This window comes from Streptomyces sp. NPDC058291 (assembly GCF_042880855.1).
Classification (GTDB): domain Bacteria; phylum Actinomycetota; class Actinomycetes; order Streptomycetales; family Streptomycetaceae; genus Streptomyces.
Genome location: NZ_JBHVYK010000028.1, coordinates 39,995 through 59,764 on the forward strand (window position 1 = coordinate 39,995; position 19,770 = coordinate 59,764).

Below are 19,770 nucleotides of genomic sequence, written 5' to 3' on the forward strand. Positions count from 1 at the left end.
GGCATACGGGCGTGAGTGACGCGTACGTACCAGGTGGCATCCATCCTGCCGCAGGCCGACAGTCGGCGAAGCACCGAGGCCCGATCGAGCCGGGGTGTCTACGCTGGGTGGTGTTGCAGGGCAGTCGCCGCCGGCCGAGAAACCGGTGGCCTTACCAGCCGAGGAACCCCGTGAGTGACACCCCATTCGGATTCGGCCTTCCGCCGGAGGAGCCGGAAGACGGCGACGAGGGCAAGAAGAAGGACTCGCAGAGCGGCGGTGGTCAGGGACCGGCCAACCCGTTCGGCTTCGGCGGGCTGCCCGGCGCCGGAGGCTTCGGCGCCCCGGGCGCCGACAACCCGCTCGCCGCGATGTTCGGTTCGCTGAACCCCAACGACCTGGGGGCCGCGTTCCAGCAGCTCGGTCAGATGCTCTCGTACGAGGGCGGGCCGGTGAACTGGGACATGGCCCAGCAGATCGCCCGCCAGACCGTCTCCCAGGGCACGTCCGACGGCGTCAAGGACGCGAGCGTCGGTTCCTCCGAGCGCACCGCCGTCCAGGAGGCCGTCCGCCTGGCCGACCTGTGGCTGGACGACGCCACCTCGCTGCCGTCCGGCGCCGGGTCCGCGGTGGCGTGGTCGCGCGCGGAGTGGGTCGAGGCGACCCTGCCCGCGTGGAAGGAGCTCGTCGACCCGGTCGCCGAACGCGTCGGCGCCGCGATGGGCGACGTCCTGCCGGAGGAGATGCAGGCCATGGCCGGCCCGCTGATCGGCATGATGCGCTCGATGGGCGGGGCGATGTTCGGCTCGCAGATCGGGCAGGCCGTCGGCGTCCTCGCGGGCGAGGTCGTCGGGTCGACCGACATCGGCCTTCCGCTCGGCCCGGCCGGGCGTGCGGCGCTGCTGCCGGTGAACATCGCGGCCTTCGGCAAGGACCTGGGCGTGCCGCAGGACGAGGTGCGGCTGTATCTCGCCCTGCGCGAGGCGGCCCACCAGCGCCTGTTCGCGCACGTGCCGTGGCTGCGCTCGCACCTGTTCGGCGCCGTGGAGGGCTACGCGCGCGGGATCAAGGTCGACACCGCCAAGCTGGAGGACGTGGTCGGCCAGTTCGACCCGCAGAACCCCGAGCAGCTGCAGGACGCGCTGCAGCAGGGCATGTTCCAGCCGGAGGACACCCCGGAGCAGAAGGCCGCGCTGGCGCGTCTGGAGACGGCTCTGGCGCTCGTCGAGGGCTGGGTGGACGCGGTGGTGCACGCGGCCGCCAAACCACGCCTGTCGTCCGCCGACGCGCTGCGCGAGACGCTGCGCCGCCGCCGGGCCACCGGCGGTCCCGCGGAGCAGACGTTCGCGACGCTGATCGGCCTGGAGCTGCGCCCGCGCCGGCTGCGGGACGCGTCCCGTCTGTGGGCCTCGCTGACGGACGCGCGCGGGGTCGACGGCCGTGACGCGCTGTGGGCGCACCCGGACATGCTGCCCACGGCCTCCGACCTGGACGACCCGGACGGCTTCGTGCACAGCGAGCACATGGACTTCTCCGAGCTCGACAAGATGCTCGGCGAGGCCGCGAGCGGCGGCGGCCTCGGCGAGAAGCCGAACCTGACGAAGGACGACGGTCCGACGAAGGACGACGACCTGAAGAAGGGCGACGGCCTGAAGAAGGACGGCGACGAGAGCGACTCCAGGGGCGACGACACCGAGTGAGCCTGTACGACGACGCGGTCCTCGTCCTGAAGGGGTACGAGGGCCAGGAAGAACTGCGCCAGTCCTACCTGGACCACCTGACGGCGCATCCCGACGGTATGTGGAAGGCCTGCCGGAACGGGCACGTCACGGCGAGCGCGCTGGTGATCGACCCGGAGCGGGAACGGGTGCTGCTGACACTGCACAAGAAGCTGCGGATGTGGCTGCAGACGGGCGGGCACTGCGAGCCGGGCGACGCGACGCTGGCGGCCGCCGCCCTGCGGGAGGGGACCGAGGAGTCGGGTGTCCCGGGTCTGGCCCTGCTGCCCGGCGGCCCGGTCCGGCTCGACCGTCATCTGACGCCGTGCGCCTGGCACTACGACGTCCAGTACGCGGCGCTGGCCCCGGCCGGGTCCGTGGAGGCCATGAGCGACGAGTCCCTGGACCTGCGCTGGTTCCCGTACGCGCAGGTGGCGGACGTCGCCGACGAATCGGTCGTACGGCTGCTGGAGGCGACCCGCGCACGGTTGTGACCGGCACGGGTAAGGGGCGGCCCGCCGGGCGGTCGCCCCTTACCTCGTCTCCGGCGGTCGGTCAGCTCCAGGCGTTGCCCTGGTTCTGACCGCGCACTCCCTGCTGGCCCATGCCGTACTGGGCGGCCAGGCCGGAGCCGAGCGCCGCGTTCTGCGGCGGCAGCAGCTCGCTGGGCTGCACGAGCGCGTAGCCGGAGCCCATGAAGCTGAGCTCCCAGCCCTCCCCGGTGTTGCCGCGCCGGCGCCACACCCCGGAGGAGTGGGTCTGCGCCTGCATCTGCACCCGCAGCCCGGTGGACCAGGCGACGATGGCGTCGGCGTCACAGTTGACGTACTTGTCCGGGGTGACCTGCATCATCAGGGGCGCGCCCGAGGTCATCAGGGCGACCTTGCCGCGGCCGGTGATGTTCAGCTGGTACTTCCCCGAGCCGGAGATGCCGTAGAGGCTGTCGACGGCGATGACCTCGTGGTGCAGCGAGGAGTCCATGGCGAGCACATAGCTGCTGTCCACGGTCAGGCCGTCCTGCTCCACCTCCATCACGTGGATGTGCTGGGCGAGGTTGGCGAGGTAGACCGTGCCCTGCCCGTGGCAGCGCATCAGGTCCAGGCCCTCGCCCGTGTACGCCCGCGCGCGCCCCTGCTGGTTGCTCTGGTACTCGGCGTCGAACTCCATCAGGCCCTGATAGGCGACCATCGTGCCCTTGCGGGCGAGGATGTCGTCGTGGCCCTCCAGGGCGATCCGGAGCATCTGCTTGTTCTGCAGACTCCAGCGTTCCTGGGTCTGCGCGTCGTTGTGCGCGAAAAGTGGGCTCTGCATGGCGTTTCTGGTTCCCCCTCAGCCCCGGACCCGGAGGCGGTCGGTGCTGTCCTCACTGGGCTGGACGACGACGATGCCCTGGCCGGAGAAGGCCATCTGGTAGGCCTCGCCGCTGCCCCGGCCGATGAGCGACTGCGCCTTGAAGCTGCGCTTGCCCTTCACCTTGAGGTTCGGGGACCAGGCGACGAGCGCGTCGGGGTCGACGTACGTCTCGTCCTCGCCGCCGCCGCAGTCGACGACGATCGGCTTGCCCCGGGAGGTCAGCGCGACCCATCCCTGGCCGCTGATCTTGGTGTTCCACAATCCCTGGCCGGCGAACTTCGCGAGCCCCTTGACGCGCTCGACGCCCCAGGTGAGGTGGGCGTCGAAGGCGAGCAGGTTGGTGGCGTTGACGGAGATGCCGTCGCCGTTGAGGTTGATCACGACGACGTTCGCGCCGTAGTCGGCGAGGTAGAGCAGACCGTCGCCGGTGCACTTCATCAGTGGCGCGCCCTCCCCGGTCATCCAGTCGCGCGCGATCTGGCGCACGGCCGGCGGGTTGGGCTCGTACTGGACGAAGCCCTCATAGGCGACCATCGAGCCCACGCGCGCGAAGAGGTCGTTGCCGGTCTGCATGGCGACCTTCAGCATGTGGTTGCCGTGGTTCTCCATGCGGGCGGTGACGGGTGCGGGGGCGTAGCCCGCGAGCGGCTGGTTCATGACGGGCTCCCTCAGACCTCGTACGGCTGGACGACGATGAAGTTGCCGGGAGCTCCCCGGAACTGGAGGTTGACGCTCTCTCCGGTGTCGCCGGGGTAGGCGTTGCGTCGCATCCGCACCTGGCTGGAGACGACCACCTGGGAGGCGGCCGACCAGGCGACGACGGCGTTGCAGTCGGCGAACGTGGTGGGCGTGACCGGCAGGACGACGGGCGTGCCGTGCGTCTTCACGACGATCGTGCCGGTGCCCTGGAACTGCATGGTGAACAGCGCGCCGCCGGGAATGCCGTGGCCCTCGATGCGGCGGACCTCGTACTGGAGGCTCTCGTCGAAGGCGAGGACGTTCTCCGCGGAGACGCAGATCGCGTCGCCCTGGAGTTCGATGGGGTGCACATGGGTGGAGTTCTCGGCGAGGAAGACCTGCCCCTGGCCGGTGCAGCGCATCAGCTGCATCTCCTGGCCGGTGGCGTTGCCGACGATCCGCCCGGCGAATCCGGCGCCCTTGTAGCTGAAGTCGACCTTGCCCTGGTAGAGGACCATGCTGCCCTGGCGGGCGAGCACGGGCTGGCCGCCCATGCCGAGGTCGACGCGGATCAGCTTCTTGTTCTGCTGCGTCCAGCGCTGCCCGGTGGGCGTCTCCTTGAACTGCTGGAGAGCGGCGGCCACCCCGGCGCCGCCCTGCGGTGCGCCCTGCGGCACGCCGTACGCCTGCTGACCGGGGACCTGTCCGAACGGCGGCTGCTGGCCGTAGCCGGGCGGCGGGGTCGGCTGTCCGTAGCCGGGCGGGGCCTGCGGCGGCTGTTGGCCGTAGCCGGGCGGCATGGGGGCGGTCGGCGCAGGGCCCTGTCCGTAGGGCTGCTGCGGCGGCTGGCCGTAGGGCGCCGGCGCGGGGGCCGGGGGCGGGACGTGGCCGCCGCCGGGCGGGGCCAGGGGCGCGACGATGGTCGGCGCGGCGTGCACCGAGGGCGCGGGCGCCGGGGCGGGCGGCGGAAACGCGCCGGGCGGGGGCGCGAAGCCCTGCGCGGCGGGCTGCGGCTGGTGCGGGGCGGGGGCCGGAGCCGGAGCCGGAGCCGGAGCCGGAGCCGGCGGGGCGCCGAACGTGGGGGGAGCGAAGCCGGGACCGGTGCCGCCGGCCTGCGGCTGGGGCGGCGCGGCGGGCGCCTCCTCCTCCGCGACCTCGCCGCCGAAGTTCTTCAGCAGCGCGTCCAGACCGCCGTCGAAGCCCTGGCCGACGGCCGCGAACCGCCAGACGTCCTTCAGATAGAAGTCGCCCAGCATCACGGCGCGCTCGGTGGTGAACTCCGAACCGCTGAACGCGTAGCGGGCCACTTCCTCACCGCCCGCGACGATGCGGAGATAGCCGGGGTTGATCTGCGACATCTGCCCGGCGCCGTCGAGGGTCGCCGTGAAGGAGAGCTTCTGGATCTGCGGCGGGATCCGGTCCAGGGTGATGCGGAAGGACTCCGTGTCGCCGGCCTGGGCGCCCAGGAGCTGGATGGACTCCTCGGGAGACTTCGGCTGGTTGAAGAAGACGAAGTACCGGTCGTCCGAGAGTCGCTCCTCGGCGTCGAGACCGAAGCAGCTGATGTCGAAGGTCAGGCCGGGTGCGGCGATCTGCACGCCTACGTACAGATCGGTGCCCGCGGTGAGGTCACTGATCCTGGCCTTGTGGCCGCGCTGGAATTCCCTGGGCATGCGTAACGACCGTCCCCCATCCCGATTGCGAGTGCGTCGCGTCAGGCTAACGGCAAAGTCGGACAACGCACGACGTCGGTACAGACCCGGTACACAACCGGCGTCACCCGAGGCGGGACGGGTTCACCGCGCGCGGAGCAGGTCACTCCCCGCTCGTGCCGGGCAGGTGGGGCAGCCGTTCCGCCGCGACGACGCCCTCCAGGTAGCCGCGTGCGCGCTCGGTGCGCGGGTACGCCTCCAGCAGCCGCCAGAAGTCGGGGCCGTGGCCGGGCACGAGCAGGTGCGCGAGCTCATGGGCGAGGACGTAGTCGATGACGTACTCGGGCATGCCCTTGAGGCGGTGCGACAGCCGGATGCTGCCCTCGGCCGGGGTGCACGATCCCCACCGCGTGTTCTGGTTGGTCACCCAGCGCACCGAGGTGGGCCGGGCCCGGCCCCCGAAGCACTGGGCCGACAGCCGCTCCGCGCGCTCGGCCAGCTCGGCGTCCCCCGGCACCCGCCGGCTCTCCTGCGCGGCGAGCTTGTCGAGCATGACGCTCACCCAGCGTTGCTCCTCGGCCTCGGACATCCGGGCGGGGATCAGCACGATGGTGCGGTCGCCCTCGCGGTACGCGGAGACCGTCCGACGTCGACGGGCGCTCCTGCGGACCTCGATCGCGCTCGCCCGTGAGCCGCTCGGCGGCTGGCTCGTCGTCATGCGCTGTGGTGTTCCGGCGCGGTGCAGTGGGTCGGCGGACACGCCCCGACGTTACCCGCTGCACACGGGGGAAGTCCCGACTCCGGGACGGTTCGGTTTCGATCTCTCCCGTCACATGTGCCTCATACGACGGATTCATACGATGAACGCCTCCGCCTGTGGACAACTTTCGACGGGCTCCGCCGGACCCCGGCATGCTGGCACTCGTCGGCGGAGCGAGGACACCCCACGCCCCGCTCCGTCGACGTGACGGGGAGTTTCCAGGCGAACGGGGGCCTTCGATGCATCCGACGGTGAAACCCGCGCTGCGGCGCGGCTGGCGCGACCTCAACACGGTGCAGTTCGGGATGACGCCGACGCACGCACTGACACTCGGCCCGGTGGACACGGCCACCGGCAGCTTCCTCGACCTGCTGGACGGCACGCGCGGGCTGCCGCTGCTGCGCGAGGAGGGCCGCCGCATGGATCTGCCGGACGGCCATGTCGACCGGCTGGTGGAGCGGCTGGCCCGGGCCGGGCTGCTCGACGACGCCCGCGGCGGCGGGCCCGACGCCTGCGCGCTGCGCGAGAACAAGGAGGTCATGGCCCGCCTGCGTCCCGACCTCGCCGCGCTCTCCCTTCTCGCGCCGGAACCGGGCGACGCGATCGAGCACCTGGCCGCCCGGCGCGGGCTGCGGGTCCAGGTGCGCGGCGCAGGCCGGGTCGGCGCGGTGCTCGCCGCGCTGCTGTCGGGGGCGGGCGTCGGCGAGGTGGACGTGCGGGACGGCGGCCGGGTGGAGCCGGAGGACGTCGCTCCGGGCGGCCTGCCGGCCGAGGCGATCGGCGAGCGTCGGGACGAGTCCGCCCGCCGCGCCGTACGCCGCGCCGCACCGGACCGCCCGCCGCGCCGTCGCCCGGACTCACCCACCGGGTCGGACACCCCCGGTTTCAGCCTGGTGATCCTCGCCCCACGGGACGACGTGTCCGTGCACGCGCCCGCGCCCTCGGCGGCCGAGCCCCTCATCGCCTCGGGCACCCCTCACCTCTATACCGGCGTCGTGGAGGGCACGGGCGTCGTCGGTCCCCTCGTGCTGCCGGGCGAGACGGGTTGCGCGGGGTGTCTGCAGCAGGAGCGCATCGACCGGGACCCGGCCTGGCCGCGGCTGGTCGCCCAGTGGCACTCCGGCAGGAAGCGAGCGGCCGGCGCCTGCGACCTGGCCCTCGCCACGGCCGTCGCCGGGCTGGCTGCCGCCCACGCACTCGCCTTCCTCGACGGCCGGACCCCGGTCGGTGAGGCCACACGCTGGGAGGTCCGCTCGCCCACCCTGCAGTGGCACGCTCGGCCGGTGCGGCCTCACTCCGCGTGTCCGTGCGGGGCCGCGCGCAAAGGTGAGCGGGAACACCCCTCCGAACACCGGGGGTCGCACGCGACAATGGAGAGGCATCGGCATCCGACGCAGCGTCGCCGTACGGCGGACGCGACGCGGTTGTCTGAGACTTGGAGGGCGCATGTCTGATCTTCCCCGGAAGGCGGTCACCCGGACCGCCAAGCTCGCCGCGCTCCCGCTCGGCTTCGCCGGGCGGGCGACCTGGGGCCTGGGCAAGCGGATCGTGGGCGAGTCCGCGGAGATCGTCGGCCGCGAGCTGCAGCAGCGCACCGCCGAACAGCTCTTCAAGGTGCTGGGCGAGCTGAAGGGCGGCGCGATGAAGTTCGGACAGGCACTGTCCGTCTTCGAGTCCGCCCTGCCCGAGGAGGTGGCCGGGCCCTACCGCGCGGCTCTCACCAAGCTCCAGGACGCCGCCCCGCCGATGCCGACGCGCACGATGCACTCCGTGCTCGCCGCGCAGCTCGGCGAGGGCTGGTCCGAGCTGTTCCTGGAGTTCGACGACAAGCCGGCCGCGGCCGCTTCGATCGGCCAGGTGCACCGAGCGGTGTGGCACGACGGCCGCGAGGTCGCGGTGAAGGTCCAGTACCCCGGGGCCGGCGAGGCCCTGCTGTCCGACCTGAACCAACTCAGCCGTTTCGCGAGGCTGTTGGGCCCGCTCATCCCCGGCATGGACGTCAAGCCCTTGATCTCCGAGCTCAGGGACCGGGTCTCTGAGGAGCTCGACTACAGCCTGGAGGCGCAGGCCCAGCAGACCCACGCCGAGGAGTTCGCCGACGACCCCGACGTCGTGGTCCCGGCGGTCGTCCACCAGTGCGACCAGATCCTGGTCACCGAGTGGATGGACGGAGTGCCGCTGTCCGAGGTGATCGCCGACGGCACCGACGCCCAGCGCGACCGCGCCGGTCAGCTGCTGTCCCGTTTCCTCTTCTCCGGGCCGGCACGCACCGGCCTGCTGCACGCCGACCCGCACCCGGGCAACTTCCGTCTGCTGCCGGGCGGACCGGGCGGCGAGGACGACTGGCGGCTGGGCGTCCTGGACTTCGGCACCGTCGACCGGCTCCCGGGCGGCCTGCCCGACCCGATCGGCGAGTCCCTGCGCATGACGCTGGAGGGCGAGGCTGAGGGCGTCTACGAACTGCTGCGCAGGGAGGGATTCGTCAAGTCGTCCATCGAGCTGGATCCCGACGCGGTCCTCGACTACCTCCTGCCGATCATCGAGCCGGCCCGAGCGGAGGAGTTCACCTTCACTCGTGGCTGGATGCGCAGCCAGGCCGCGAGGATCGCCGACATACGCTCCCCCGCCCACCAGTTGGGCAAGCAGCTCAACCTGCCGCCGGCCTATCTGTTGATCCACCGGGTGACCCTGAGCACGATCGGTGTGCTGTGCCAGCTCGGCGCGACGGTGCGACTGCGCGAGGAACTGGAGGAATGGCTGCCGGGGTTCCTCCCGGAGGACGTCGAGGAATCCGAGGAACCGGAGGAGTCGGTCGCCGAGGCGTGAGCCGGGAAGAAGCGCGGGGCGGGCGGGATCCCGTCCAGACAGCGAGCCCGCCCCTCACGGTGTGACGGTTCTCACCACCAGTCCGAGTCCAGTCGCCCTTCGATCGCCCTCAGGTGGTCGCGGGCACAGGCCTCGCAGAGAAAGTGCCGGACGCCGTCCTGAACGGAGCAGCTCCACGTGAGGGGCGGCGGCTGGGCTGCCTGGGCCCCACAGCGGGCGCAGGCCAGGGGGCCGGGCTCGGCGCAGGAGTCGCCTCGGTCGCTGTCTCCGGGAGAACGCGTCATCCTCGGGACGATAACGCCGCGGACGCGATCGGTCCGCACAACGCACCGCGGGGCCGGTCCGTTCGGACGGACCGGCCCCCGCGCGGAAGCTTCGCCTCCCGGTCGGTCGGGAGGCCACCGCTTCAGGTGGGTGTCGTTACTGCATCACGGCCATGGCGAGCGCCCGGCGGGCGCGCAGCGAGGCGCGCTCGGCCCGACGCTGCATCCGGCGAGCGGCCAGCAGGCGCGCGGCCTGGCGCCCCTGCTCGGCCTCCCGCAGTCGGTCGTGCATATGCGCACGAGCCAGGGCTTCTGGGATGAGTTGCATCTCGCGGGTCCTGTTCTGACGCGAGTCGTACGCGCCGGTGGTGGTGACGTCTTCGGTCGCGGAGCCTGCGGGCTCGCTGGTGAACGGCTTCATCGGGGCCTGCTTCTTGGGGTCTTGCGTGAGGGGGCGGTCGATCGTTCCTGCGATGTTCATGCTGTGACCGGGTTCTTGCGCGGGCGACCACGCGGCCGCTTGCGGGCGACGACGACACCCTGGACGAACAGCTCGCCACCCCAGACACCCCAGGGCTCGCGCCGCTCCTTGGCGCCGGCGAGGCAGGCCTCGATCAGCGGGCAGGTGCGGCAGAGGGACTTGGCGTACTCGACGTCGGCCGGCGTCTCGGCGAAGAAGACCTCCGGGTCGTAGGAACGGCAGGGGACGGGCACGCCGAGGTTCTCGATGGCGTCGTCGAGCGCGGTGAGCGCCGTGAGCGGGGTCAAGGTGGGGTCCTTCGGGAGGCCGGGCGGGGGGATCGTTTCGGAAGGCGGTACGGACGGGGCGTGCGCTTCGAGTTGCACGGTGTGTTTTTCCTCGTCTGGTCGGTCCGGTCCGGTAGGACCGGGTGTCGGCGGGTACCGGGTTCTTTTCTTGTCCCGAGGCCCCTTCGCTCCGTCGTCCCGGTGTTCGGGACAAACAGAAGGGCCGCGGATCCCGGGTGGGGTTCCGCGGCCCTGAAGGCGCCGGCCTGATCGTCGATCAGGCTGGATCACTCCAGGGTTCCGGCCCACGGAAGGCCCACATAAGGTGGTGCTGCGTCGTCTGCTTCCGGGATCCGGCACCGGCTGCCGCAAAGGCATAGGCGTGCGCCTGTCCCTTTACTGCTTCCAGTGCCTCGATCGGTCGCTCATTGCGCTCACGGACGGGAACATCCGCGGAGGCGATGGAGGTGGACGCCGGCCGACCGACACTGATGACGGACAGACCGGTGCCCAGGGTGGAAACGCCGAGCATGCACGCGGAGACGACCGAGCAATCGGTCAGTTCGGCGGCAGAGCTGCGGTTGATGATGATCACTGGAATCGCCTCCTCTCGGCGTCTCGGGGGACCGGGGATGAGACCGGTCCGACGGGTATGCAAGTACAGCACGGAATCAGGGCCTTGGAGAAGGCCGCCGTTTCCGTGTCTAAGAACCTATGGGGATTGCCGGGGCATGCGCAAACTATTTTTCCGACGAGTTCGGATCAATCCCGCGCGCCCCGCCCCTCAGTCCTCCGTGTCACCTCCTGCGACGTCCTGGCCTGCGCAGATGGCCAGAACATCGGTCCCGTAGCGGTTGAGCTTGCGCACTCCGACGCCCGGGATCCGCGCCAGCTCGCCCTCCTCGTCGGGCACGGCCTCGGCGATCGCCATCAGCGTCTTGTCGGTGAAGACGCAGTACGCCGGCTGTCCGCTGCGCCGCGCCTGGCCCGCCCGCCACTCCCGCAGCCGTTCGTAGAGTCCCTCGTCCATGTCGGAGGGGCAGTCCTCGCAGCGCATCAGCTTCATCTCACCGGCGTCGGTCAGGGTCCGTCCGCAGACCCGGCAGCGGGCCGGGGCGCGCTGGGTCCGGCGCGGCGCGACGGGCGCGTGAGCCGCGACGCCGGTGAAGCCGCGCTCGATGCCTCCCGCGCCTCCGGCGCCGCCGCGACCGGCGGCGGTGCCCGAACCGGGACGCAGACCGTCGAGGAAACGACTGGGGCGGCGACCGGCGCGGCCGCCCGGTGAGCGGGAGAGCGCCCAGGAGACGTGGAGACGTTCGCGGGCCCGGGTGACCCCTACGTAGAGAAGGCGGCGCTCCTCCTCGATCTGCTCGTCGGTCTTGGCGTAGCTGATCGGCATCATGCCCTCGGCGACGCCGACGAGGAAGACGACGTCCCACTCGAGGCCCTTGGCCGAGTGCAGGGAGGCCAGGGTGACGCCCTGCACGGTCGGGGCGTGCTGGGCGCTCGCGCGCTCGTCGAGCTCGGCGACCAGGTCGGCGAGCGTGGCGCCGGGCTGGGCGGCGGCGAAGTCCTGGGCGAGGTTGGCCAGCGCGGCCAACGACTCCCAGCGCTCCCGGACGGCTCCGGAACCGGCCGGCGGCCGGTTGGTCCAGCCCTCGCCGGAAAGGACGGCACGCACCTGGGAGGGCAGATCGACGGCGTCTTCCAGGAGGGCGTCGTTGCCGCCGAAGCGTGCCGCGCCGCGCAGGGCCACGCTCGCCTTGCGCACCTCGGGGCGGTCGAAGAACCGCTCGGCGCCGCGCAGCTGGTACGGGACGCCGCGGTCGGCCAGCGCCTGTTCGTAGGTCTCGGACTGCGCGTTCGTGCGGAACAGGACGGCGATCTCCGCGGCCGGGACGCCCCCGTCGAGGAGTTCACGGATACGGCGGGCCGCACCCTCCGCCTCGGCCGGCTCGTCGGGGTACTCGGCGTAGGCGGGCTCGGGGCCGGGGGCGCGCTGGGAGATCAGCTCCAGGCGGTGGTCCGCGGCGCGGCCGCGGGCCTGGGCGAGCAGGCCGTTGGCGAGGTGGACGACCTGGGGCGTGGAGCGGTAGTCGCGCACCAGCTTGACGACGGTGGCGCCGGGGTGGCGGGTGCGGAAGTCGAGGAGGTGGTCGGGGGTGGCCCCGGTGAAGGAGTAGATCGTCTGGCTGGCGTCGCCGACCACGCAGAGGTCGTCCCGGTCTCCGAGCCACAGTTCGAGCAGGCGCTGCTGGAGGGGGCTGACGTCCTGGTACTCGTCGACGACGAAGTGCTGGTACTGGGTGCGGACCTGCTCGGCGATGTCCTGCCGGTCCTGCAGGACGGCGACGGTCAGCAGCAGGACGTCCTCGAAGTCGATGACGCCGCGGGCCCGTTTGAGGTCCTCGTAGGAGGCGTAGAGCTGGGCGATCTCGGCGGGGTCCCGGGGGATCTCGCGGCCCGCCTTGACGGCGGCCAGGGCGTAGTCGGCCGGGACGGTCTGGGTGACCTTGGACCACTCGATCTCCGCGGTGGCGTCCCGCAGCTCGCCGCGGTCGAGTCGGATACGGCAGGCCGCGGCCGCGTCCGCGACGAGCTGGATCTTGCGGTCGACGAGCCGGGGCAGGGAGCCACCGATCGCTTTCGGCCAGAAGTACTGGAGCTGACGCAGGGCGGCGGAGTGGAAGGTGCGGGCCTGGACGCCCTGGGCGCCGAGCTGGCGCAGCCGGCCCCGCATCTCCCCGGCGGCGCGGTTGGTGAAGGTGACGGCGAGCACGCTGGAGGGCTGCAGAATGCCGGCTCGGACGCCGTAGGCGATGCGATGGGTGATCGCCCGGGTCTTGCCGGTGCCGGCTCCCGCCAGCACGCACACCGGACCGCGCAGGGCGGTGGCCACCTCGCGCTGCTCGGGGTCGAGCCCTTCGAGCACCGCGTCGGCCGAGTCCGGTGCCTGCGGGAAGAGGGAGGAGTGCGTTGCTGCTGTCACACAGCCATGCTGCCAGGTCGCCGGAGGCGGTCGAGACGGTTGTCCACAGGCGGGCCCGCGCAGTCGTACTAATGCGGCGAGCGTCACCTCGGTCGCCCGCCGCCCGGCCTCCGCTCACGGCATTGCCGGGCCCCGGCTCACGGGAATGGCAGCCCTTCCCCGTACGTTCCCCTCCTACGACCCCCGTCCCCACGACCCGCCGAAGGAGCACGAAAGACATGCTGGGCACCGTGACGATGTACAGCACCACGTGGTGCGGCTACTGCCAGCGGCTGAAGAAGCAGATGGACCGCGAGGGCATCGCGTACACCGAGATCAACATCGAGCAGGACCCGGAGTCCGCCGCGTTCGTGGAGAAGGCGAATGGCGGAAACCAGACGGTGCCGACCGTGCTCTTCCCCGATGGTTCGACGCTGACGAACCCGTCGCTGGCGCAGGTGAAGCAGAAGATCGGCGTGTGATCCTGTCCGGCGCGTGACCAGGCGCAGCCGTACGACGAAGGGCGGCCCCGAGCTTTCGGGGCCGCCCTTCGTGCGCGTCGGGTCAGACGCCGCGGGTGGGCAGCGGCTTGCCGTACCAGAGCTCGATCAGCCGGGCCGCGATGGAGATCCCGTAAGGGGGCAGCACCTCGCCGGAGTCGAAGGCGGCGCCGAGTTCGTCGCGGGAGAACCAGCGGGCCTCGTGGATCTCGTCGCCGTCGACGTCGATGTCGGTGGACGTGGCGCGGGCCATGAAGCCCAGCATGAGGCTGGACGGGAAGGGCCAGGGCTGGCTCGCGACGTACTCGACCGGGCCGACGCTGATGCCGGCCTCCTCGAAGACCTCACGGCGCACGGACTGCTCGATGGACTCCCCCGGCTCCACGAAGCCGGCGAGGGTGGAGAAGCGGCCCTCGGGCCAGTGCACCTGACGGCCGAGGAGGATGCGGTCGTCGTCGTCGGTGACGGCCATGATCACCGCGGGGTCGGTGCGCGGGTAGTGCTCGGCGCCGCAGGCGGGGCAGCGGCGGATGTGGCCGGCCGCTGCGATGACCGTGCGCTCGCCGCAGCGGGAGCAGAAACGGTGGGTGCGCTGCCAGTTCTCCAGGCCGACCGCATGCACCATCAGGCCCACGTCGCGGGGCGACAGCAGCAGTCCCGCCTCGCGCAGTCCGGCCGGGCGCGCGGACTGGTCGATACGGCCGGGCAGCGTGTCCTTCTGGAGCGCGAAGTAGCTGACGCCGTCGTCGTCGGTCCCCAGGAAGTAGCGGTGCGCCTCGGTGAGCGGCGCCTCGAACGACGGGGTCATGACGAGCTCGGTGCGGCCGTCGGACGTCTCGTCGATGAGGACCTGGCCGCCGGAGACCACGAAGCACCGCGTGGTCGGGTGGCTCCACGCCGCGGCCAGCCAGGCCTCGTCGAGCCGGTGGTGGGCGGCCCGGTCGACGCCGCTCGGAGCGGTGAGCGAGAGGGGTCGATCGGCGTTCTGGTCGGTCCAGGTGGTCACGGGTACTTCCAACTCCCCCGGTTGAACGGTTGTTTCGGCGGGCGGTTCAGCGGGACGTACAGCAGGGGGCGACCGGGTCGGGTGCGGTGTCGGGGTGCGGGGCGGCCCCTCCAGTGTGCGCCCCGCACGCGGGCCCTCCGGGCCGGTCGCGGACGTCAGGGCGCATGACGCCAGTTCTCCGCGAGGTCGCTCCAGAGGTGGGCGGCGGTCTCGACGCCCTTGAGGAGGAGATCCAGCTCGACCTTCTCGTTCGGCGCGTGCCAGCCGTCCGAGGGGACGGAGATGCCCAGGAAGAGCACGGGGGCGCCGAGCACCTCCTGCAGGTCGGCGGCCGGCCCCGAGCCGCCCTCGCGGGTGAAGCGGACGGGGGCTTCGAAGGCGCGGCCCATGGCGCGGACCACCGACCGCAGCGCCGGGTGGTCCAGCGGGGTCAGACACGGACGGGTGGCCGGGCTGAAGGTGATCTCGTGCCGGATCCCGGCGGGCAGCTGCTCGGCGGCCCACGCGCGGACGGCCTTCTCGACGTGCTCGGGGTCCTGGCCGGCGACGAGCCGGAAGGACAGCTTCACGAAGGCCGAGGACGGGACGATCGTCTTGCTGCCGGGGCCCTGGTAGCCGCCGCCGATGCCGTTGACCTCGGCGGTCGGTCGGGCCCAGACGCGCTCCAGGGTGGTGTGCCCCGCCTCGCCGTGGGCGGCGTGCGACCTGGCGGTGCGCAACCACTGCGCTTCGTCGAAGGGCAGCTCGGCGAAGAGTTCGCGCTCACGGTCGGTGAGCTCGACGATGCCGTCGTAGAACCCGGGGACGGCCACCCGCGCCTGCTCGTCGTGCAGCGCCGCCACCAGGCGGGCGGCGGCGGTGGCCGGGTTGGGCACGGCGCCGCCGAAGGAGCCCGAGTGGATGTCCTGGTCGGGTCCGAAGAGCCGGATCTCGCACTCGGCGAGACCGCGCATGCCCGTGCACACCGTGGGGGTGTCCTCGGACCACATGCCGGTGTCGGAGACGATCACGGCGTCCGCGGTCAGCCGCTGCGCCCGCTGCTCGACCAGGGCGCGGAAGTTCGGTGAGCTGGACTCCTCCTCGCCCTCGATCAGCAGTTTGAGGGTCACGGCCGGGGCCGTGCGCCCGGTCGCGGCGAGGTGGGCGCGCACCCCCAGGGTGTGGAAGAAGACCTGCCCCTTGTCGTCGGCCGCCCCGCGCGCGTAGAGGCGGTTGCCGCGCACGACGGGCTCGAAGGGGTCCGTGTCCCAGCCGTCCTCGCGGGCGGCGGGCTGCACGTCGTGATGGCCGTACACCAGGACGGTGGGGGCCTGCGGATCGCCGGAGGGCCACTCGGCGTACACGGCGGGCGCACCCGGCGTCGGCCAGACCTCGACGGTGGGGAAGCCGGTCTCGCTCAGTTTGGCGGCGAGCCAGTCCGCGCTGCGCCGTACGTCGGACGCGTGGTCGGGCTGGGCCGACACCGACGGGATGCGCAGCCACTCGGCGAGGTCGTCGAGGAAGGCGGCGCGGTGCTGTTCGACGTACCTGCGGACGGCGCTGACGGCACTGTCAACGGAATGGCTCATGGTCACGAGCCTATCGGCCCGCGCCGACATCCTCGCCGGGCCCTTGAACGGCCGCGGCTCCCCCGGGTCGTCCGTCGCGGTCGCGCCCGGTGGCCTCGTCCCCGGTCAACAGGCGCTCCAGCGCGGCCCGGTCGGGCAGTCCCTGCGGACGGACGACGTCGCCGGTGCGCACGTACAGGAACGCCGCTGTGACGGATTCCACGGGCACGCCCTGCTGCTCGGCCCACGCCAGCCGGTACAGCGCGAGCTGGAGGGGGTCGGCGGTGTGGGCGCGGTGGGTCTTCCAGTCGAGGATGTCGTAGGTCGCCGAGTCTCCGTCGCCCTCCTTGTAGACCGCGTCGATGCGTCCCCGGACGACACGGCCGGCGAGGGCGAGCTGGAAAGGCGCCTCGACGCGGTAGGGCGTGCGGTGGGCGTACTCGGTGCGTTCGAAGGCGTCCTTGAGCGCCTGCAGGTCGCGTTCGTCGGCGATCTCCGCGTCGCCTCCGGGCAGTTCGTCCGGCCCCAGCAGGGGGAGCGTCAGTTCCTCGAAACGGGACTCCACCCAGGCGTGGAACCGGGTGCCCCGGCGCGCGGCCGGCTGCGGGGGGCGTGGCATGGGGCGCGCGAGTTCCTGGGCGAGACCGTCCGGGTCGGTGGCCAGCTGCAGCACCTGGGAGGCGGTCAGGGTCGTCGGAAGGGGGACGTCCGTGACGCTCCGGCGGGCGCGCAGGAGCTCTCCGGCGAGCGCGTCGAGGTCGCGGTCCCAGGAGGCGACGGCGCGGGCCTCCTCAGGGGTGAGGGCGTCCCCGCGCGGACGGGTCGCGGGCACCTTGGGGGCCGTGGCCTGGTGGGGCACGGACGCGCGGACGGACCTGCGCTCGGGATCGACTTCGCGAGGGACCGCGTCGCCGTAAGGGATCGCGTCTTCGTGGGCGGCCGCCTCGTCGTAAGGGCCTGTCTCGTCGTAGGGGTCGCTTCCGTCGAAGTAGGGGGCGGTTCCGTCGTAGGGCGACGCTTCGTCGTAGGGCGACGCTTCGTCGTAGGGCGACGCTTCGTCGTAGGGCGGCTCGTCGTCGTCCGGCGGAGGGGGCCAGTCCGGGTCGTCGTGGCTGTCCGGGTCGTGGGCGGCCCCGCGGTGGCCGTCCTCGTGCGCGGCGAGGTCCTCCAGGTGGGCGAGGACGGTCTCGGCGGCGGCGCGCCGGCGAGCCAGTGCGGCGTCGTCCAGCGGGAGCGGCCAGACCTGGTCGAGCGTCGCCCGGTGCAGGGCGGGGTTCTCGGCGTCCTCGGCCGGTTCGTCCGCCCAGACCTCGATCTCCCCGTGCCCGGTCGCGCAGTGGTCGTGCAGAGCCTGGAGGAAGCCGGACGGACCGCGGGGCTTCTTCTGGGTGGGGCCCCACCAGTGGCCGGAGCCCAGGAGGAGGGAGCGGGGGCGGGTGAAGGTGACGTAGCCGAGGCGGAGCTCCTCGGTGTGCTGATGGTCCTTCATCGCCTCGTGGAAGGCCTTCATGCCCCGCGCGTCCCAGGAATCGACGTCGGGGAGCGTGTCGGCGTCGCCGCGCAGCTCGTGCGGCAGCACCTTGGCCTGCGCGGTCCACTTCTCCCGCCCCTGGCCGCTGGGGAAGGTACCGGTGACCAGGCCGGGGACGGCCACGACGTCCCACTCCAGGCCCTTGGACCGGTGCGCGGTGAGCACCTTGACGGTGTTCTCGCCGCCGGGCAGGGCGTTGTCGAGGCCCTTCTCGTACTGGGCCGCGGTGCGCAGGAAGCCGAGGAAGGCCAGCAGGCTCGCCTCACTCTCGTGGGCGGCGAAGGAGGCGGCCGTGTCGAGGAAGTTGGACAGGGTCTCCCGGCGGCGCGCGGCCAGCGCGTGCGGGGACGCCGACAGCTCCACCTCCAGTCCGGTGACGGCCAGCACGCGGTGCAGGACGTCCATCAGGGGATCGGCCAGGGAGCGGCGCAGGTCGCGCAGTTCGGTGGCGAGTCGCGCGAAGCGCACGCGCGCGTCCGGCGAGAAGGGCAGCCCGTCGTCGTCCCCGGCGCGGTCGTCGCCGTACAGGGGCGTCTCGACGAAGGTGTCGAGGGCGTCCGCGAGCGATATCACCTCGGACGGGTCGACCCCCTCGACGGCCTCGGCGAGGCGGCGGTCCGGGTCGTCGCCGCCGTCCGCGCGCGCGTGGCCGACGAGCAGCCGGGCCCGGCGGCCCAGGAGCGCGAGGTCGCGTGGGCCGATGCGCCAGCGCGGGCCGGTGAGCAGCCGGACCAGGGACGCGTTCGCTCCGGGGTCCTGCAGGACCTCGCAGACGGCGACGAGGTCGGCCACCTCGGGCAGATGCAGGAGACCGGAGAGGCCCACCACCTCGACGGGGACGTCCCGGGCGACCAGCGCGCCCTGGATCTCCGCGAAGTCGGTGGCCGTGCGGCACAGGACGGCGATCTCGCCGGGCGCCTTGCCGGTGCGCACGAGATGGGCGACGGAGTCGGCGAGCCAGTCCATCTCCTCGGCGTGGGTGGCCAGGAGAGCGCAGCGGACCATCCCGTCGCGTTCGGCGCCGGGGGCGGGGCTGAGCGCCTCGACGCCGGCGTGCATGGCGCGCAGGGGCTCGGCGAGGCCGTTGGCGAGCTCCAGGAGGCGGCCGCCGCTGCGCCGGTTCTCGCTGAGCGACTGGCGTCGCGCCCTGCTGCCGTCGGCGTGCGCGAAGTGCTCGGGGAAGTCGTCGAGGTTGGCGACGGACGCGCCGCGCCAGCCGTAGATGGCCTGGCAGGGGTCGCCGACGGCCGTCACGGGGTGGCCGGTGCCGCCGCCGAACAGACCGGCCAGCAGGATGCGCTGGGCCACCGACGTGTCCTGATACTCGTCGAGCAGGACGACGCGGAACTCGTCCCGCAGGAGGGGGCCCACTTCGGGAACCTGGGCGAGTCGTGCCGCCAGGGCGATCTGGTCGCCGAAGTCGAGCAGGTCGCGCTCGCGTTTGGCGGCCCGGTATCGCAGCACCAGGTCGGCCAGTTCGCGCCGGGCGGCGGCCGTCTCGGGCACCTTGCGCAGGTCGGCGTTGGTCAGCCGGGCCCCCTCCAGGGCGTGCAGCAGCTCGGCGTCCCAGCGGCGCAGGTCCTCGGGCCGGACGAGGTGCTCGGCGAGCTCGGCGTCGAGCGCGAGGAGGTCGCTGATCAGGTCGGCGAAGGAGCGGGTGAGCGACGGGTAGGGGCCGGGCGCCTCGCGCAGCACGCGCGCGGCGAGCTGGTAGCGGGTGGCGTCGGCGAGCAGGCGGGCCGTCGGCTCCAGGCCGATGCGCAGGCCGTGATCGGTCAGCAGACGGCCGGCGAAGGCGTGGTAGGTGGAGATCGCCGGCTCGCCCGGCGGGTTGTCGGGGTCGATGACGTCGGGGTCCGTGACGCCGGCCCTGACGAGTGCCTTGCGGACGCGCTCGGCGAGTTCTCCGGCGGCCTTGTTGGTGAAGGTCAGTCCGAGGACCTGCTCGGGGGCGACCTGGCCGGTGCCGACCAGCCACACCACGCGCGCCGCCATCACCGTCGTCTTGCCCGACCCGGCTCCGGCCACGATCACCTGCGGGGCGGGCGGCGCGGTGATGCAGGCCGTCTGCTCCGGGGTGAAGGGGATCCCGAGGAGCTCCTTGAGCTGCTCGGGATCGCTGATACGGGCGGGCATGGAGAGAGGCTAGCGGCGGGCACTGACACTCGATGACAAATCACCCCTCACCCCGACGGTAACCGCAGGTCGGCAGGGGTGGTGCGGTCCGTCACACCGACGCTGC

Annotated in this window: 16 protein-coding genes; 5 read left to right on the forward strand and 11 right to left on the reverse strand. The window is 72.4% G+C overall.

The genetic code is table 11. The features are described 5' to 3' along the window. Positions 1-170: 170 nt before the first annotated feature. Positions 171-1,679, forward strand: a complete 1,509-nt coding sequence (locus tag ACFVYK_RS16830) for a zinc-dependent metalloprotease (protein ID WP_389774138.1) — start codon at positions 171-173, stop codon at positions 1,677-1,679. Then, positions 1,676-2,191 carry an NUDIX hydrolase gene (locus tag ACFVYK_RS16835; RefSeq protein ID WP_389774141.1) on the forward strand — a complete coding sequence of 172 codons (516 nt, stop codon included), beginning with the start codon at positions 1,676-1,678 and terminating at the stop codon, positions 2,189-2,191. The genes ACFVYK_RS16830 and ACFVYK_RS16835 overlap by 4 nt, the downstream gene beginning before the upstream one ends. 61 nt (positions 2,192-2,252) lie before the next feature. Here the strand turns inward: ACFVYK_RS16835 and ACFVYK_RS16840 are convergent, their stop codons facing one another. From ACFVYK_RS16840 to ACFVYK_RS16855, 4 genes are all read right to left on the reverse strand, one after another. Next, positions 2,253-3,008: an AIM24 family protein gene (locus tag ACFVYK_RS16840; protein WP_389774143.1), complete on the reverse strand. Its 756-nt coding sequence runs from the start codon at positions 3,006-3,008 to the stop codon at positions 2,253-2,255. Positions 3,009-3,026: 18 nt separating this feature from the next. Then, positions 3,027-3,707, reverse strand: a complete 681-nt coding sequence (locus ACFVYK_RS16845; protein WP_079659796.1) for an AIM24 family protein — start codon at positions 3,705-3,707, stop codon at positions 3,027-3,029. Positions 3,708-3,718: 11 nt separating this feature from the next. Continuing rightward, a complete protein-coding gene (locus ACFVYK_RS16850; protein WP_389774145.1) occupies positions 3,719-5,401 on the reverse strand; it encodes a TerD family protein in 1,683 nt (560 codons plus the stop codon). A 142-nt stretch (positions 5,402-5,543) separates the two neighbouring features. Beyond that, entirely contained in the window at positions 5,544-6,140 is a 597-nt protein-coding gene (locus tag ACFVYK_RS16855; RefSeq protein ID WP_389774148.1) for a M48 family metallopeptidase, read from the reverse strand. Between the two features lie 239 nt (positions 6,141-6,379). Here ACFVYK_RS16855 and ACFVYK_RS16860 point away from each other — a divergent pair, with 239 nt between their 5' ends. Together ACFVYK_RS16860 and ACFVYK_RS16865 are read left to right on the forward strand one after the other, a co-directional pair. After that, positions 6,380-7,594, forward strand: coding sequence for a TOMM precursor leader peptide-binding protein (locus ACFVYK_RS16860; protein WP_389774151.1), 1,215 nt, complete (start codon positions 6,380-6,382; stop codon positions 7,592-7,594). Further along, entirely contained in the window at positions 7,587-8,966 is a 1,380-nt protein-coding gene (locus ACFVYK_RS16865) for an ABC1 kinase family protein (protein WP_389774154.1), read from the forward strand. Before ACFVYK_RS16860 ends, ACFVYK_RS16865 begins: the two co-directional genes overlap by 8 nt. 420 nt (positions 8,967-9,386) lie before the next feature. On the opposite strand, the gene ACFVYK_RS16870 is transcribed toward ACFVYK_RS16865, so the two are convergent. From ACFVYK_RS16870 to ACFVYK_RS16885, 4 genes are all read right to left on the reverse strand, one after another. Continuing rightward, a complete protein-coding gene (locus ACFVYK_RS16870) occupies positions 9,387-9,710 on the reverse strand; it encodes a hypothetical protein (RefSeq protein WP_069771665.1) in 324 nt (107 codons plus the stop codon). Next, positions 9,707-10,075, reverse strand: coding sequence for a WhiB family transcriptional regulator (locus ACFVYK_RS16875; RefSeq protein ID WP_389774157.1), 369 nt, complete (start codon positions 10,073-10,075; stop codon positions 9,707-9,709). Before ACFVYK_RS16875 ends, ACFVYK_RS16870 begins: the two co-directional genes overlap by 4 nt. 178 nt (positions 10,076-10,253) lie before the next feature. Beyond that, on the reverse strand, positions 10,254-10,571 hold the full coding sequence (locus tag ACFVYK_RS16880) for a hypothetical protein (protein WP_389774160.1): 318 nt from the start codon (positions 10,569-10,571) through the stop codon (positions 10,254-10,256). Positions 10,572-10,760: 189 nt separating this feature from the next. Further along, entirely contained in the window at positions 10,761-12,965 is a 2,205-nt protein-coding gene (locus ACFVYK_RS16885) for an ATP-dependent DNA helicase UvrD2 (protein WP_389774163.1), read from the reverse strand. 218 nt (positions 12,966-13,183) lie between these two features. On the opposite strand from ACFVYK_RS16885, the gene ACFVYK_RS16890 reads away from it, so the two are divergent. Next, positions 13,184-13,426, forward strand: coding sequence for a mycoredoxin (locus ACFVYK_RS16890; protein WP_389774166.1), 243 nt, complete (start codon positions 13,184-13,186; stop codon positions 13,424-13,426). Between the two features lie 82 nt (positions 13,427-13,508). On the opposite strand, the gene nudC is transcribed toward ACFVYK_RS16890, so the two are convergent. From nudC to ACFVYK_RS16905, 3 genes are all read right to left on the reverse strand, one after another. Beyond that, complete coding sequence (gene nudC / locus ACFVYK_RS16895) at positions 13,509-14,450, reverse strand: NAD(+) diphosphatase (protein ID WP_389774168.1); 942 nt, start codon at positions 14,448-14,450, stop codon at positions 13,509-13,511. A 155-nt stretch (positions 14,451-14,605) separates the two neighbouring features. Further along, entirely contained in the window at positions 14,606-16,018 is a 1,413-nt protein-coding gene (locus tag ACFVYK_RS16900) for a dipeptidase (RefSeq protein WP_389774171.1), read from the reverse strand. A 10-nt stretch (positions 16,019-16,028) separates the two neighbouring features. Further along, positions 16,029-19,664: a UvrD-helicase domain-containing protein gene (locus ACFVYK_RS16905; RefSeq protein ID WP_389774173.1), complete on the reverse strand. Its 3,636-nt coding sequence runs from the start codon at positions 19,662-19,664 to the stop codon at positions 16,029-16,031. Between the last annotated feature and the right edge of the window lie 106 nt (positions 19,665-19,770).